Raw genomic sequence first — 14210 nt, forward strand, 5'->3', positions numbered from 1 at the left:
GCGCTAGCGCCGCTCAGCGCCGCTCATGCGTCGTCGCCGGGCCGCTGGCCCGGCCCCGGGACGGGTCGGGGCCGGGCCAGCGGTGGTTCAGGTCGCGGGCGAGGGCGAGGTACCGCAGTCGTTCGGCCGCGCTGGTGGCCCGAGTGAGCGCGGTCCTGACCTCGGCCGCTCCCCGGCCACACTTGATCATGTAGAAGAGGAAGAGGTTGATCGACGCCACGGACAAGGCGTACACGTACACGTCCTGCAGCGCGCCCTGGTAGACCGCGAGCCCGATTGTCCAGACGATCCCCGCGTAGAAAAGCGAGGTCGGCGTCCACTCCGCGAACGACGCGAGCCCGGTTGCCTTCGCGTCGCTCGACGGCACCGTGCTCAGCCCGCGTCGCCGCGCGTCGGCCAGAGCGCGCCGGGCAAACAGCAGCACCGCGCTGTTCGTGAACAGCGACAGGGTCTGGCCGATGGCACTGTTGATCGGCCAGAGTCTGGGGTCGTAGAGCACGATCGGCAGCACCAGTAGGGCACCGGTGATCGTCTGTATCCGGATGGTGAACTGGGCGAGGACGGCGCGGACGGTGAGACCGCCGGCCCGCCAGCCGGCGGCCAGCGGATCCATGCCCGCGAAGAGGTTGTGGTAGTACTTCGCCGACACCATCGCGTACGTCAGACCGACCAACAGGGCCGGCGCGTTCGTCTCGATGTCCGGTATGGAATAGCCCGGAGCGCGGAGCGAGTCGAGGACCGGAAAGCGGTCCTCCGAGCCGCCGAGCATCCGTTGCAGCGCCTCCACCATCCGGTTGCCCCAGGACCAGTCGAACTGCCGGACGATCCAGATGAGGGTGATGGAGAAGGTGACCGCCCAGGCCACCGAGGAGAGCCAGGACCAGGCCAACAGCCGGGCCGCGACGAGGGCCGACGCGCGGCTGGCGGCACCCGACTCACCTCGGCGGGTCCGGTAGATGCGGCGCAGCTGACCGGGGGCACCGGCGAGTGGCCGGAACAGTCCGAGGGTGAGTCGGGTCTGAAACAGTTCCCAGGTGCCGCGGACCAGCCGGTCGTCGGTCGGCGGAGTCCGGGCCGCCTCGGCATCGAGTTCCGCGGTGAAGGCGGCGTGGAGTCGGGCGTACCGGGAGATGTCCGGTGCCGGTTGATGTTCTTCACCGGCTACGGGGCACAGCTCGGTGGGATCGGCGTCCGGCGAGAACAGCAGCAACCGGTGGTCCGGGTGCGTGTCGATGAGGTCCTCGATGAACCGGGCCAGTAGCGGCGCGTGGGCGTAGAACTCGTCCGGAACGACATCACCCGGTTCCCCGCCACCGAACATCGTCAGCAACTTGCCCAGCGAGTAGACGTCGGACTTGTCACCGGCCGTCCCGTCGGCCTTGACCTCAGGAGCGACGAACTGTCCGTCCGGGCCTTCGAGCGCACCGAAGGCGTACGTGTACAGGTAGTTCGCGCCGATGTCGATCAGCCGGAAGACGGGCCGGCCATCCCGGTAGGTCACAATGATGTTCGACGGGGCGAGGTCGCCGTGCCCCCGCCTGGTCGGCTCGGTGGGGTGGTTGCCGGCGTTGAGAAACCGGTCGAGTTCCGCGAGCGCCAGGAAGGCGGCCGTGCCGTAGGCCCGCAGGTCGGCCAGGAGCGCGAACCGGTCGACCGAGGCCTCGCCGAGGCCCTGGTCGTCGCCGGCTGTCGCCGACCGCCCGGGCCGCACGCGTCGAGCGGAGCGGCGTCGTGCGGCACGCTCCCGCCACACCTCGTGGAGCGGACGCCCGGCGACGAAGTCCATCAGGATCCAGCTCTGCGAGCTGGCCCAGACCGCGACCAGATGGTCCGCCGGGACGCCGGCGAGATCGTAGAGCCCGGCGTACGCCTTCGTCGTGCTCGCGATGCGCGGAATCCGCAGGTACGGGTAGAGGATCAACTTGAGGGCGAAGGGTCGACGCAGCCCACCCCGTCGCGTGCCGGACCCGCGCAGGATCAGCGAGGTGGTCCCGTGTTCGTGGAACTCGAGGGTGTCGAAGTCGACTCCGGCGGTCCACTCGGACCCCGCGACGGCATCCTGGCCGGCCTGGTCCGAAAGCGGTCCGCCGACCGGCCGGTACAGCTCGCGGATCGTCTCGCGTACCGGCCGCTGCCGTACAAGACGCCCGCACACGCCGGGACAGTCGTGGCCGGGTAGGGGTGCGCTCCCGTCGGCGGTACCCGCCCGGGCCGGCGCGGTGGCGGTCCGGCGGTCACTCGATTCGGCCAGGCCGGTCAGAGTGATCAACAGCAGCGCCAGGAAGCCGACCGTCTGCCGACGCGGTGCCGGCAGGTCGGCGGCACCATCGGCGAGCCGGTCGCACTGTCGCGCCAGGTTGTCGAGGACCGCTTTCCAGCTGCCCGGGCGGAACCGATCGTCGAAGGACCGCTGGTCGAACGGGACGTCACGCAGCAGCGCCCGCCAGGAGGTCAGCTCGTCAGCCGTCGGTCGGTCCGCCGCAGTCGCCCGCCGCTCGGCGGCCGCCTGACCGCTGGCCGGCAGCAGTAGTTTCGTCAGCCGGTCGAGCTCCGGGCCGGGCGGCGTGGGCGGTCGGGAAAGCTCCTCGACCAGCTGGTCGAGGGTGGGTCGGCCAGCCATCAGCGCTGGTCCACGACCATCAGGCGGGGCACCGCGTGCAGCCGGCCCGAACGGAGCAGCGCCGCCGGTCGTCCCTCGACCGCGCAGTACATCAGGGAGTACGCTCGGCGCGCCGCGCTGATCAGCAGATGCGAGCGCAGTTCGTGCCGCTTGACCTCGGTGTCCTCGGGCAACGGGGCGAGGTCGAGGACGTACGGCGGCAGCTGGCTCGCGGTGCCGCGCCGGGCGGCGAGGTCGACCTGGTCGCGGAGCCGTTGCCGGACCGAGGCAAGGTAGGCGGCGCCCAGCCCTTCCTTCATCTTCTCCAGGTAGCGGTAGGTGTACCGGTGCTGCAGACCGAGCCCGCCGTTGCCGCTGCGCATGGGCCGGGTACTCAAGGAGAGCACGTGGGTGCATCCGTCGCGCAGCGCGAGCCGGAACGGCAGCGCGGTGACCACGCCACCGTCGAGAGCCCGCCAGCCCCGGAACTGCGCCGTCCCCCGTACGGCGATCGGCAGCCAGGCGGAGGCCAGCAGCGCTGCCTTGAGGTCGGCACGGTCGGAGAAATCGGATATCAGCCGGGTGGAAATTGCATCGACATCGGTGATAGCTATATGAAGTGGGAGGTCGGCTGCCAGAACGCGGTCATAGGCAAGCGGCTTGATGATCTCAACGATCTCTCCGAACGCGTAGTCGAGATCGAGGATGTTCCCGCCACGCAGGCCGCGGGTGAAGTCGATGAACCGGTGGCTGGTCAGGTCGTCGTAGTAGATCGAAACGGGGTACCAGGTCCCGCCGGCGAGGAAATAGGCACTGTTCACCGCGCCGGACGAGCAGCCGTACACCGCGTCGAACGCGCCGCTGAAACCCTGGTCCTCCAGCGTCGCGAGCATCGACGCCGAGACGACTCCCCGCATCCCGCCACCCTCGACCGCGAGGCCGACCTTCGCTGTGTCACCGTGATCGCGGGCACCGGGCCGACTGCCGGAGTCACGCCGTTTCCGAATGATCTTCAGCACCGGGTGCTCGGCGTCCCAAGGCTGCATCTCGATGGCGTCCGGTGACTCGCCCACGATCTCAACCGACCTTCTCGGCGGTGCCGTGACCGGCGGGCGACACCATCGACGATGGACTCACTCTACCGATGTTGCCAGTCGACCGATCTATTCGGCAAACGCGAGTATTCGCAGATGCCGAACCCCCCCGGGAATTGATCTACGAATCCGGCGCCCCCTTCGTGAAGAAGACTCTGATGGTCCAGGTTTCACCGCCGTTGTCGCTCGACCGTCACATCGCGCGTCACGCACTTCACTGTCACGTCGGGTTTGAGCGGGTGGTCCTGGGGCAGATGTACCAACTGGACACCGTACGCGAGTGAGAGGAGCCGCAGATGGCGACGACACTGCAGGGCAAACGGGTCGCCTTCCTGGCCGCCGACGGGGTGGAGGAGGTCGAGTACACCCAGCCCCGCGAAGCGGTCGAGGCGGCGGGCGCCGCCGTCGAACTGGTGTCGGTCCAGCCGGGCGAGATCCGGGCCTTCAACCACCTGGACAAGTCCCGGACGTATCCGGTGGACGTCACCGCGGACAAGGCGGATCCGGATGCCTACGACGCGTTGGTGCTGCCCGGCGGGGTGGCGAACCCGGACTTTCTGCGCACCGACCCGGACGCGGTCGACTTCGTCCGGTCGTTCTTCACCGCGGGCAAGCCGGTCGGGGCGATCTGCCATGCGCCGTGGACGATGATCGAGGCCGGGGTGGTGCGAGGCCGCACCCTGACCTCCTGGCCGAGTCTGCGTACCGACCTGACCAACGCCGGGGCGACTTGGGTGGACACCGAATGCCAGGCGGACAACGGTCTGGTCACCAGCCGCAGACCGGACGACCTGCCGGCGTTCTGCGCCAAGCTCGTCGAGGAGTGTGCCGAGGGCCGGCGCTGACCGCACGGTGGGCCGGTACGGGCGCGTCGTTGAGCCCGTACCGGCCGTCGGTCCGCCGCCGGTGGCTGGCGGCTGTCCGCAACCCGCAGTGACCGCGGGGCGGCGTCAGCGCTGGTCCGTCACCGCGGCGGGGGACAGGTGCCGGGCGTACGCTTCGGTCGTGAAGAACGCCGGCAGTTCCTCGCCGAGCGCGGTCTCCTCGACGATTCGGGCCGCCGCCTCGGCGCGGTCGCGGTCCGGTCCGTAGCGTCCGTCGACCAGCGCAACCAGCTCCTTGGCCAGGATCGACCGGACCAGGTCCTCGGTGACGCACCCGCCGTCGGCCAGCGGGGTGCCGTGGTGCAGCCACTGCCAGAGCTGACAGCGGGCGATCTCGGCGGTTGCCGCGTCCTCCATCAGGTTCCACAGCGCCACCGCGCCGGCGCCGCTGAGCCAGGCATCGACGTACCGCAGCGCCACCGCGACGTTGGCGCGGACCCCGGCCGCCGTCACCTGGCCGGGCGTCTTGTCCACCGCCAGCAGGTCGGTCGCGGTCACCGCCACCTCGTCGCGCAACCGGTCGACCTGGTGCGGACGTCCGTCGAGCACCGCGTCGAAGACCTTCCGGCAGGTCGGCACCAGGCCCGGGTGGGCCACCCAGGAGCCGTCGAAGCCGTCGCCGGCTTCGCGTTGCTTGTCCGCCCGCACCTTGCCCAGCGCGGCCTCGTTGACCTGCGGGTCCCGGCTGGGGATGAAGGCGGCCATCCCGCCGATGGCGTGCGCGCCGCGTCGGTGACAGGTCCGCACCAGCAGTTCGGTGTACGCCCGCATGAACGGCACCGTCATCGTCACCTCGGCACGGTCCGGCAGCACGAAGTCCGGCCACTGCCCGAAGTTCTTGATCACGCTGAAGATGTAGTCCCACCGGCCGGCGTTCAACCCGGCCGAGTGCTCCCGCAGCTCGTACAGAATCTCCTCCATCTCGAACGCGGCGGTGATCGTCTCGATCAGCGTGGTCGCCCGGATGGTGCCCTGCGGCAGGCCGAGCCGGCGTTGGGCGAGGACGAACACGTCGTTCCACAGCCGCGCCTCGCGGTGGTTTTCCAACTTCGGCAGGTAGAAGTACGGCCCGGCACCGGCGTCGAGCTGCCGGCGGGCGCAGTGGAAGAAGTACAGCCCGAAGTCGACCAGGCTGGCCGAGATCGGCCGCCCGTCCACCACGATGCCCTTCTCCACCAGGTGCCAGCCGCGCGGGCGGACCACGATCGTCGCGAGGTCGTCGCCGAGGGCGTACCGCTTGCCGCGCTCGTCGGTGAAGTCGATCCGCCGGTCGAGGGCGTCCATCAGGTTCAGCTGACCGCCGATCACGTTGCGCCAGGTCGGGCTGGTGGCGTCCTCGAAGTCGGCCAGCCACACCTTCGCGCCCGAGTTCAGCGCGTTGACGGTCATCTTCCGGTCGGTCGGCCCGGTGATTTCCACCCGCCGGTCGACCAGCCCGGGTGCGGGCGGGGCGACCCGCCATGTCGGGTCGGTGCGGATGTGTTCGGTCTCCGGCAGGAAGTCGGGCAGCTGTCCGGAGGCGTACCGGGCCCGCCGGGCGCGGCGGGTGTCCAGCAGCGCCACCCGCCGGGCGGCGAACTCGCCGTCCAGAGCGATCAGGAACTCCAGCGCCTCGGCGGTGAGCACTTCGTTGAACCGGTCGGCCATCGGGCCGAGAATCTCGTACCTCACGCGAACTGCTCCTCCTCGGTCGAGCCGCGCAGCGCGGTGGTCTCGCCGGCCGGATTGAGCACGGTAGAGACTAGGTCGAAGTAGCCGGTACCCACTTCCCGCTGGTGTTTCACCGCCGTGTAGCCGGCCGGTTCGGCGGCGAACTCGCGCTCCTGCAGCGACACGTAGGCGCTCATCCCGTCACTGGCGTAGCCGCGCGCCAGGTCGAACATCGAGTAGTTCAGCGCGTGGAAGCCGGCCAGGGTGATGAACTGGAACTTGTACCCCATGTGGCCGAGCTCCCGCTGGAACTTGCCGATGGTCGCGTCGTCGAGGTGCTTGCGCCAGTTGAACGACGGTGAGCAGTTGTACGCCAGCAGCTGGTCCGGGTACTCGCGCTTGATCGCCTCTGCGTACCGGCGGGCGACTTCCAGGTCCGGCGTGCTGGTCTCCATCCACAGCAGGTCGGCGTGCGGCGCGTAGGCCAGGCCTCGGGCGATGCACGGTTCGATGCCGTTGCGCACCCGGTAGAAGCCTTCGGCGGTGCGCTCGCCGGTGACGAACGGCCGGTCCCGCTCGTCGATATCGGTGGTCAGCAGGGTGGCGGCCTGCGCGTCGGTGCGGGCGATGACCACGCTCGGCACGCCGGCCACGTCGGCGGCCAGCCGGGCGGCTTCGAGGGTACGGAGGTGTGCGCCGGTCGGGATGAGCACCTTGCCGCCGAGGTGGCCGCACTTCTTCTCGGCGGCCAACTGGTCCTCCCAGTGGACCCCGGCCGCGCCGGCGGCGATCATCGCGGTCATCAGCTCGTACGCGTTGAGCACGCCGCCGAAGCCGGCCTCGGCGTCGGCGACGATCGGGGCCAGCCAGTCGGTCGCCGGGCCGTGCCCACCGCCCGGCCCGGCACTGTCGGGTCCGGCGCCGTCCGTACCGCTCTCGGCGGTGCTGATCTGCGCTGCCCGTAGCAGCGCGTTGTTGATCCGGCGGACCACCGCCGGCACCGAGTTCGCCGGGTAGAGGCTCTGGTCGGGGTAGGTGTGCCCGGCAAGGTTGGCGTCGGCGGCCACCTGCCAGCCGGACAGGTAGATCGCCTTCAGCCCGGCCCGGACCATCTGCACCGCCTGGTTGCCGGTGAGCGCGCCGAGGGCGTGGACGTAGTCCTCGCTGTGCAGCAGCTGCCACAGCCGCCGAGCCCCGTGCCGGGCCAGGGTGTGTTCCTCGGTGATGGCGCCGCGCAGCCGCACCACGTCTTCGGGGCGGTAGCTGCGCCGCACCCCGTGCCAGCGCGGATCGGTGTCCCATTCGTGTCGCAACTGATCCACTGCGCTCTGCACGGTCTCTACTGCGGTGTGCATCGTCGTCTCCTTCGGGTGGCGTGCGACCAACGGTCACATGACGCCGGCGACTGGTCGAGAGACGGAAGTAGCCAATTATTGAAAAGTCTCCGGCCCATTCTGCCAACTTGTGAAAGCAGCGATTCGCAGCCCTGCTAATGCAGGCCGGTCGCGTGTTAACGTTGGCGGATCACAGCTGGAACGAGCGTGGAGGTGAGGGCGATCGCCAAGACCTTCGCCGGTGCCAGACTGCGCCGGATGCGTGAGGACCGGGGGATCAGTCAGACCGAGTTGGCCCGGCAGCTCAACATTTCAGCGAGCTATCTCAACCAGATCGAGCACGACTCCCGGCCGTTGACCGTCGCGGTGCTGATGCGGATCACCGAGGTCTTCGGCGTCGACCCGACCAGCTTCGCCCCGCACGACACCCCGCGACTCGTCGCCGGGCTGCGCGAGGCGCTCGGCTCCCGCACCGGCATCGGCGACCTGACCGAGTTCGCTTCCCGGCTGCCGGAGGTGGCCGAGGCCGTGCTCGACCTGCACCGTCGTTACCAGCAGGCCGACGAGCAGCTGTCCGAACTGGTCGGCGACCGGGAGCGGATCGGCCACAGCCCGCACGACCAGGTCACTGAGTTCTTCTACCGGCGACAAAACTACGTTCCGGCGGTCGACGAGGCCGCCGAGCGGCTGTCCGATCAGATCGGGATCCGCCGGGGCGAGGCGCGGGCGGCGCTGCAGGACCGGCTGGCGCAGCGACACGGCGTACGGATCTCCCGCGACGACGCCGACTCCCTCGGCGGCGAGCTGCACCGCTACCGGCCGCAGACCCGCACCCTGCACCTGTCCACCTCGCTGCGCCCCGGGCAGGAGGCGATCCGGATGGCCGCGCAGATCGCCCTGCTGGAGTACGCCGACGTGATCGACGAGATCATCGAGGAGGAAGGGTTCGACGATGTCCAGACCCAGATCCTCACCCGGGTCGGCCTGGCGAACTACTTCGCCGCCGCGCTGATTCTGCCGTACGAGCGGTTCCTCTCCGCCGCCGAGACTCGCCGCTACGACATCGACCTGCTCACCGAGCACTTCGCGATGGGCTGGGAGACGGTCTGCCACCGGTTGAGCACCCTGCAGCGGCCCCGTTCGCGCGGGGTGCCGTTCTCGTTCGTCCGGGTCGACCGGGCCGGCAACATGTCCAAGCGTCAGTCGGCGACCGGGTTCCCGTTCTCCCGTACCGGCGGCACCTGCCCGCTGTGGAACGTCTACGAGGCGTTCGGCTCGCCGGGCCGGGTGGTCACCCAGGTCGCCGCGATGCCAGACGGCCAGCGCTACCTGTGGATCGCCCGGACCGTCATCCGCCACCACGGTGGCTACGGTCAACCCGGCAAGGTGTACGCGATCGGTCTCGGCTGCCAGACCCGCCATGCCGGTCGGCTGGTCTACTCGGCCGGGATGGACCTGCACGCCGCCGACGCCGCCACCCCGATCGGCCCCGGCTGCAAGACCTGCGAACGGATGACCTGCCCGCAGCGGGCCGCTCCGCCGATCAGCCGGCGGCTCGACGTCGACGAGAACCGCAGCACCTTCATCCCGTACCCGCTGCGGGACTGATCCGTACCTGCTGCGGGGACCGACCTGTGACGTTGCGGGACCGGGCGGCGATGCCACGCCGCCCGGTCCCGCGGCCTGGCCGGCACCGGTCTCAGGAGACTCCGACCCGCTGCCACTGCTGGTTGCCGCCGGTACCGCAGGTGTACTGGATCACCCGGGCGCTGTCGGCGGTGGAGTACCCGGCGACGTCGAGGCACTTGCCGCTGTGCCGGGCCACGATCCGCTGGTAGCCGGAGCCGGCGTCGACCAGCTGCCACTGCTGGTCGGTGCGTCCCGGCTGGCAGGCGTACTGGGCAACGGCGGTGTGGTCGGCGGTGGAGCCGTTCGACACGGTCAGGCAGCGGTCGCTGTGCCGGGCCACCAGCTGGTGGTAGCCGGTGCCCAGGTCACGCAGTTGCCAGTGCTGGTTGCCGCCGTTGTGGCAGCCGTACTGGGCGACGCCGGCACCATCCGTAGTGGACTCGTTGAGCACATCGAGGCACTTGCCGCTGTGCCGGGCCCGTAGCGTCTCGTAGGCGTACCCGCCGCCGACGCCAGTGACCTGCCCGGTCGCGGTGTCGATGCTGATCTGTGGGTGCCAGCTCATGCTCAGCGACGTGTCCGACGGGAAGGTCAACGGCAGCCAGACGTAGCGGGACTCGTTGACCCGGCCGCCCCAGGCGCTGGCCCAGCGGTCACCAAGGTACAGGTATGAGGTGGTGGCGGTGCCCTGCACCGGCAGGACGTAGGCCGGCTGGGAGCCGTAGGTGATGCTGTCAGCGAACGCGGTCGGCGCGGTCCAGGTGCCGGTGATGCTGTAGGCGGTGGCGTACCGGGCCTGGTTGGGCTGCCAGCCGGTGGCGCCGGAGGTGACCAGGAAGTAGACGCCGTTACGTTTGAACATGGCCGGCGCCTCCCGGTAGTTGCCCGGCCACAGGGTCTGCACCAGGCCGGCGACGCCGGTGTAGTCGGAGGTCAGCCGGTAGATGTTCAGGTCCGCGTTGACCCGGGTCGAGGAGATCAGGTACGCGGTGCCGTCGTCGTCGCGGAACACGGTCATGTCCCGTGAGTCGTAGCCGAGTGGCCGGAAACTGCCCAGGTACGTGTAGTTGCCGTCGACGGTGTCGGAGGTGGCCACCGCCACCCGGGCCTGGCCGTAGTCGACGCCGTTCTCCCAGTGCATCCAGAGTACGTACTTGCCGGTGGCCGGGTTGTAGAGGATCTTGGGACGCTCGATGTTGGCGACAGCGAGCTCCGGGCTGCTGTTCTGCCGCAGCACGTGGTTGCGCAACTCCCAGGTGCGCAGATCGGTTGACCGGTAGACGGAGACGTACCGGAAGGTATGGTCGTCGTGGCGGTTCTCACCGAACCAGTAGTAGTACCCGCCCACCTTGATCATGCCGCCGCCGTGGGCGTGGACGCCGGCGCCGGTGGTGTCGGTGAACTGGGTGGCATTGGTGACGGTGACCGGTGCGGCGGCGGCCGGCGGGGCAGCCAGCGCGAGCGCGGCGACCAGCATGAGCGGGACGGACAGAGCGGCGCAGGCGGTGCTGACCAGACGCCGTCGGTGGGGGCGTCGCCGGGTGCGGGGTGCGGCAGGCATCGGGTGCCTCCTTCAGGTGGCCGGGTCTGGTGTCGCGGACGTACGACACCACGTATGTCGACTCAGACTAGGCATAGAAGCGACATAAATCGATATGCTGGGTCGCCGGTCACCTGCGGATCGTCGTACGGTCGTACCGACCGCCGATCCTCGACACTCGACTCTCGACCTCGAGCTTGACAGGAGCACCTGGTGTCCGATCTCGCGAAGACCGCGACCACCTCCGAGCCGCTGCACCCGCTGCTCGCCGACCGGTGGAGCCCGCGCGCCTTCGACCCCGAGCGCCGGCTCACCGACCGGCAGCTGACCGCGCTGCTGGAAGCCGCACGCTGGGCACCCAGCCCAGCACGAAGGGCTCGCCGTGCACCAGCTCGGCGGCTTCGATGCCCACGTCGGTCCCCGACCCGGCGTAGCTGTCACCCTGGTTGACCTGGGTGGCTAGCATTTCGCCGGACCGGTGCGCCGAGTTGCCCGAGCCGGGCGCCGACCGAGATCTACGGAAGGGGAACCGTGTCACGGGTCCAACAGGGTATACGCAAGGCTGCCTCTGCGATCGCTGAAGGTAATGATCCTCGCCAGCTGGCCATGGCCGAACTGGGCCGCCGTGGCGGTGTCGTGACCGGTGGGGCTGGTGGAGGTCAGTCGGTCGAGGACGGGATGGATCCGGTCGACTTTCCGGCTGCCCGCGACCTCGGCGGCAGCATCGACACCGTCATGGAGCAGCGCCGGGTGCCGCTTGACGACGCGGGTGAGGTGCTCAACCGCAGCGAGCAGCGGCGCGGCGAGGGCGGGGCGGCGCACGTCATCTGCCCGATGGTGATTCCGCGCGGTCGTTCGCTGGTCACCATGCTGCCGGTGTCGCTGCTGCTGGTGCTCGGCGTACTCGGCTCCGCGGTGGTCTCGGTCGGCGGTGGCAACCTGTTTCTCAACCCGCTGTTCGGAATCCACTACTGGGTGCTGTCGCTGTTCGCCGTCGGTTTCGTCTGGTGGCGCCAGGGCATGGTCATGGTGCCGGACGGCTGCGCCGCGTTGATCACCCGGTTCGGCAAGCTGGAGCAGGTCGTCGGCCCCGGCCGGGTGATCCTGCTGAACCCGTGGAAGCGGGTGTCGTACATCGTCAACACCACCCGCGAGTACCCGTTCAACGCACCGGTGCGTGAGGCCCCGACCAAGGGCGGCGTGAAGGCGTCCATCGACCTGTTCATCCAGTTCCGGATCAGTGACCCGGTGGAGTTCGTCTACACCCTCGGCGCGGTCCGCGGTTTCGAGGAGAAGCTCAGCAACGCGGTCAGCGAGACCATCCGTAGCCTGATCTACGAACAGCAGGCCGCCGACATCTACAACATGGTCGGCGAGGACACCGGTCGCCTGCTGGAGCAGCTCAACCAGCAGTTCCTGCCGGCTGTCGAGCTGACCAACGCCAATATCACCCACGCCGAGCCGGCCGACCGGGAGTACCGGATGGACCTCGCCGCGCCCGAGATGGTGCGGGTCGCCAAGGACGCCTACACCCACCAGTACGCGCTGCAGCTACGCAAGGAGCAGGACGAGGGCGACCTGGCCAAGGAGCTGGCCACCCTGCACGAGACCCTGTCCGGCATCCAGGCCGAGATCGCCCAGTACCAGGCGCAAATGGACACTGCGGTGGAGCGGGAGACCAACCGCGCCGAGGCACTGGCCCGCCAGCGGTACGTGCTGGCCGAGTCCGAGGCACGGGCCAACGCCGCCCTGCTGGAGGCGCAGGCCCTGGACATCCGGGCGGTCACCGCCGCCGAAGCGCCGGAGATCCTCGACTACCGCTACCAGCGGGAGGTGCTGGACACCCTGGAGGAGGTCGCCGACCACCTGCCCCGGCTGGTGCGCATCGGCGGCTCCACCGACCCGAACGGTGCGGTCGGGGTGGACCTGCTCAAGCTGGCCCGTGAACTGGTCGGCGAGCGGGGTGCCGACCTGTTCAGCGAGACCGACATGGCCGCGATGCGCACCCGGCTGGCCGAGGTCGCCGCCCGGATCGCCGGACGTGAGCCGGAGATCGCCGCGCTCCGTGCGGCCGACCAGCCGACCGTGCCGGGCACCGATGCCGGCGTTTCCCTGGCCCCCGGTGCGCCGGAGCCGACCGACGACGACCCGGAGGCACAGTGGTGATGAGCAAACTCAGTGGCGGCAGGTCGGTCATCTCCGAGGCGGTAGCGCCGTGGAGCGAGCTCGCCCAGCTGCTGCGCGGCGGTGACGCGGGCAGCCTCGTACCGGTGGTGATTCCCAAGCACCGGCGACGGCTCGGCTGGATGGTGCCGCTCTGGCTCGGTCTGCTCGCCCTGCTGTCCGGCGTGATGTTCACCCTGAACGGTGTCGACGGGCTGATCGGCGCCGCGTACGGGGCCCTCGCCGGTGCCAGCTACCTGGCCGGGGTGGTACTGCTGCTGATCGGTGCGCTCTGGTGGTGGCGCTCGTCCATCGTGGAGATCGAGCAGGGCACCCACGGGGTGCTCACCCGCTACGGCGCGGTCACCCGCACCCTGGAGCCGGGCCGGCACTACCTGTGGCACCCCTGGTCACGGGTCGACTTCGTCGTCGACGTCGCCACCGAGATCCCGTACTCGGCGCCGGTGATGGCCTGCCCGACCCGGGAGAACGTGCCGCTGCGGTCGATCGAGTTCTTCATGAAGCTGCGGATCACCGACGCGGTGCTGTTCGTCCGGACCATCGGCGCCGGCAACTTCGACCTGGTGCTGTCCAGCGCCGTGCAGGACGCCATCCGGCAGCGGGCCCGCCAGGTGCAGACCGAACGGGCGTACGACCTGCGTGGCTCCGACGTGGCCGACATGCAGGACCTGCTCAACCGGCAGCTGTCCCGCTACGGGGTGCGGATCACCGGCTGCAACATTCCCGACGTGCAGCTGCCCACCCAGTATCAGCAGCACCTGGCCACCCGGGAACGGGTCGCCAAGGAGCACGCCGCGTACGAGCAGGAGTGGGGGCTGACCCGCAAACGGCGCATCGACAGCCTGCAGATGGACATCGAGCGGGCCAAGAAGGTGCGAGACGCCCGGTTCGTCGAGGTCAAGGCGGCCCTGAACAAGGCTCGTGAGCAGGTCGCGCAGCTGCTGGAGGAGCAGGAAACCAACGCGCAGCGGGTCCGGTTCGAGATCGAGACCCGGGGCCGCAGCGGGCTGATCGCCGCCGAGAACGAGGCCAAGGCGCAACGCCGGCTGGCCCAGTCGTACCGGGACAACCGGGCGGTGCTGCAGTACGAGCTGGCGCTGCGCCGGCTCGAGGTGGGCGCGGCGCTCGCCGGCAAGGCCCCGCAGCCGGTGGTGGTACGCACCGACGGTACCGGCGGCGGCGACGTCTCGGCACTGTCCACCCTGCTCACCGCGCAGTTGCTGCCGCGTACCGTGGCGCTGCCGGCCCGCGGTGCCACCGCAGGCGGGGACGACGACGGCTGACCCGACACAGGTC

Annotated in this window: 9 protein-coding genes and 1 pseudogene; 5 read left to right on the forward strand and 5 right to left on the reverse strand. The window is 69.8% G+C overall.

Annotated features, from left to right (window positions below):
- Nucleotides 1-13 precede the first annotated feature (13 nt).
- Both ACFHWS_RS12615 and ACFHWS_RS12620 read right to left on the reverse strand, forming a co-directional pair.
- Complete coding sequence (locus ACFHWS_RS12615) at nt 14-2620, reverse strand: hypothetical protein (RefSeq protein WP_416568242.1); 2607 nt, start codon at nt 2618-2620, stop codon at nt 14-16.
- Nucleotides 2620-3672, reverse strand: a complete 1053-nt coding sequence (locus ACFHWS_RS12620) for a patatin-like phospholipase family protein (protein WP_416554169.1) — start codon at nt 3670-3672, stop codon at nt 2620-2622. Before ACFHWS_RS12620 ends, ACFHWS_RS12615 begins: the two co-directional genes overlap by 1 nt.
- A 317-nt stretch (nt 3673-3989) precedes the next feature.
- Between ACFHWS_RS12620 and ACFHWS_RS12625 the strand changes: the two genes are divergently transcribed.
- Nucleotides 3990-4538 (forward strand): type 1 glutamine amidotransferase domain-containing protein, encoded by a 549-nt coding sequence (locus tag ACFHWS_RS12625; RefSeq protein WP_416554171.1) that lies wholly within the window; start codon nt 3990-3992, stop codon nt 4536-4538.
- Nucleotides 4539-4643: 105 nt separating this feature from the next.
- Here the strand turns inward: ACFHWS_RS12625 and aceB are convergent, their stop codons facing one another.
- Entirely contained in the window at nt 4644-6248 is a 1605-nt protein-coding gene (gene aceB / locus ACFHWS_RS12630; RefSeq protein ID WP_416554173.1) for a malate synthase A, read from the reverse strand.
- Nucleotides 6245-7582 (reverse strand): isocitrate lyase, encoded by a 1338-nt coding sequence (aceA, locus tag ACFHWS_RS12635; protein WP_416554175.1) that lies wholly within the window; start codon nt 7580-7582, stop codon nt 6245-6247. Before aceA ends, aceB begins: the two co-directional genes overlap by 4 nt.
- A gap of 192 nt (nt 7583-7774) precedes the next feature.
- On the opposite strand from aceA, the gene ACFHWS_RS12640 reads away from it, so the two are divergent.
- On the forward strand, nt 7775-9169 hold the full coding sequence (locus tag ACFHWS_RS12640) for a short-chain fatty acyl-CoA regulator family protein (protein WP_416554177.1): 1395 nt from the start codon (nt 7775-7777) through the stop codon (nt 9167-9169).
- 91 nt (nt 9170-9260) lie between these two features.
- Here ACFHWS_RS12640 and ACFHWS_RS12645 read toward each other — a convergent pair whose 3' ends face one another.
- Entirely contained in the window at nt 9261-10751 is a 1491-nt protein-coding gene (locus ACFHWS_RS12645; protein ID WP_416554179.1) for an RICIN domain-containing protein, read from the reverse strand.
- Nucleotides 10752-10982: 231 nt separating this feature from the next.
- Here ACFHWS_RS12645 and ACFHWS_RS12650 point away from each other — a divergent pair.
- The 3 genes and pseudogenes from ACFHWS_RS12650 to ACFHWS_RS12660 all read left to right on the forward strand — a co-directional run.
- Nucleotides 10983-11105: pseudogene (locus ACFHWS_RS12650) on the forward strand (nitroreductase family protein); the annotation flags it as partial.
- Between the two features lie 231 nt (nt 11106-11336).
- Nucleotides 11337-12896, forward strand: a complete 1560-nt coding sequence (locus ACFHWS_RS12655) for an SPFH domain-containing protein (protein WP_416554181.1) — start codon at nt 11337-11339, stop codon at nt 12894-12896.
- On the forward strand, nt 12896-14197 hold the full coding sequence (locus ACFHWS_RS12660) for an SPFH domain-containing protein (protein ID WP_416554183.1): 1302 nt from the start codon (nt 12896-12898) through the stop codon (nt 14195-14197). The genes ACFHWS_RS12655 and ACFHWS_RS12660 overlap by 1 nt, the downstream gene beginning before the upstream one ends.
- Nucleotides 14198-14210: the final 13 nt, after the last annotated feature.

The organism is Micromonospora sp. LOL_013 (assembly GCF_048060315.1).
Lineage (GTDB): Bacteria > Actinomycetota > Actinomycetes > Mycobacteriales > Micromonosporaceae > Micromonospora_E.

Excerpts from the sequence above, each read along its gene's own strand:
- ACFHWS_RS12615 (WP_416568242.1), bottom strand. The coding sequence starts at position 2,620 with ATGGCTGGCCGACCCACCCTCGACCAGCTGGTCGAGGAGCTTTCCCGA.
- aceA (WP_416554175.1), bottom strand. The coding sequence starts at position 7,582 with ATGCACACCGCAGTAGAGACCGTGCAGAGCGCAGTGGATCAGTTGCGA.
- ACFHWS_RS12660 (WP_416554183.1), top strand. The coding sequence starts at position 12,896 with ATGAGCAAACTCAGTGGCGGCAGGTCGGTCATCTCCGAGGCGGTAGCG.
- ACFHWS_RS12645 (WP_416554179.1), bottom strand. The coding sequence starts at position 10,751 with ATGCCTGCCGCACCCCGCACCCGGCGACGCCCCCACCGACGGCGTCTG.
- ACFHWS_RS12625 (WP_416554171.1), top strand. The coding sequence starts at position 3,990 with ATGGCGACGACACTGCAGGGCAAACGGGTCGCCTTCCTGGCCGCCGAC.
- ACFHWS_RS12655 (WP_416554181.1), top strand. The coding sequence starts at position 11,337 with ATGGCCGAACTGGGCCGCCGTGGCGGTGTCGTGACCGGTGGGGCTGGT.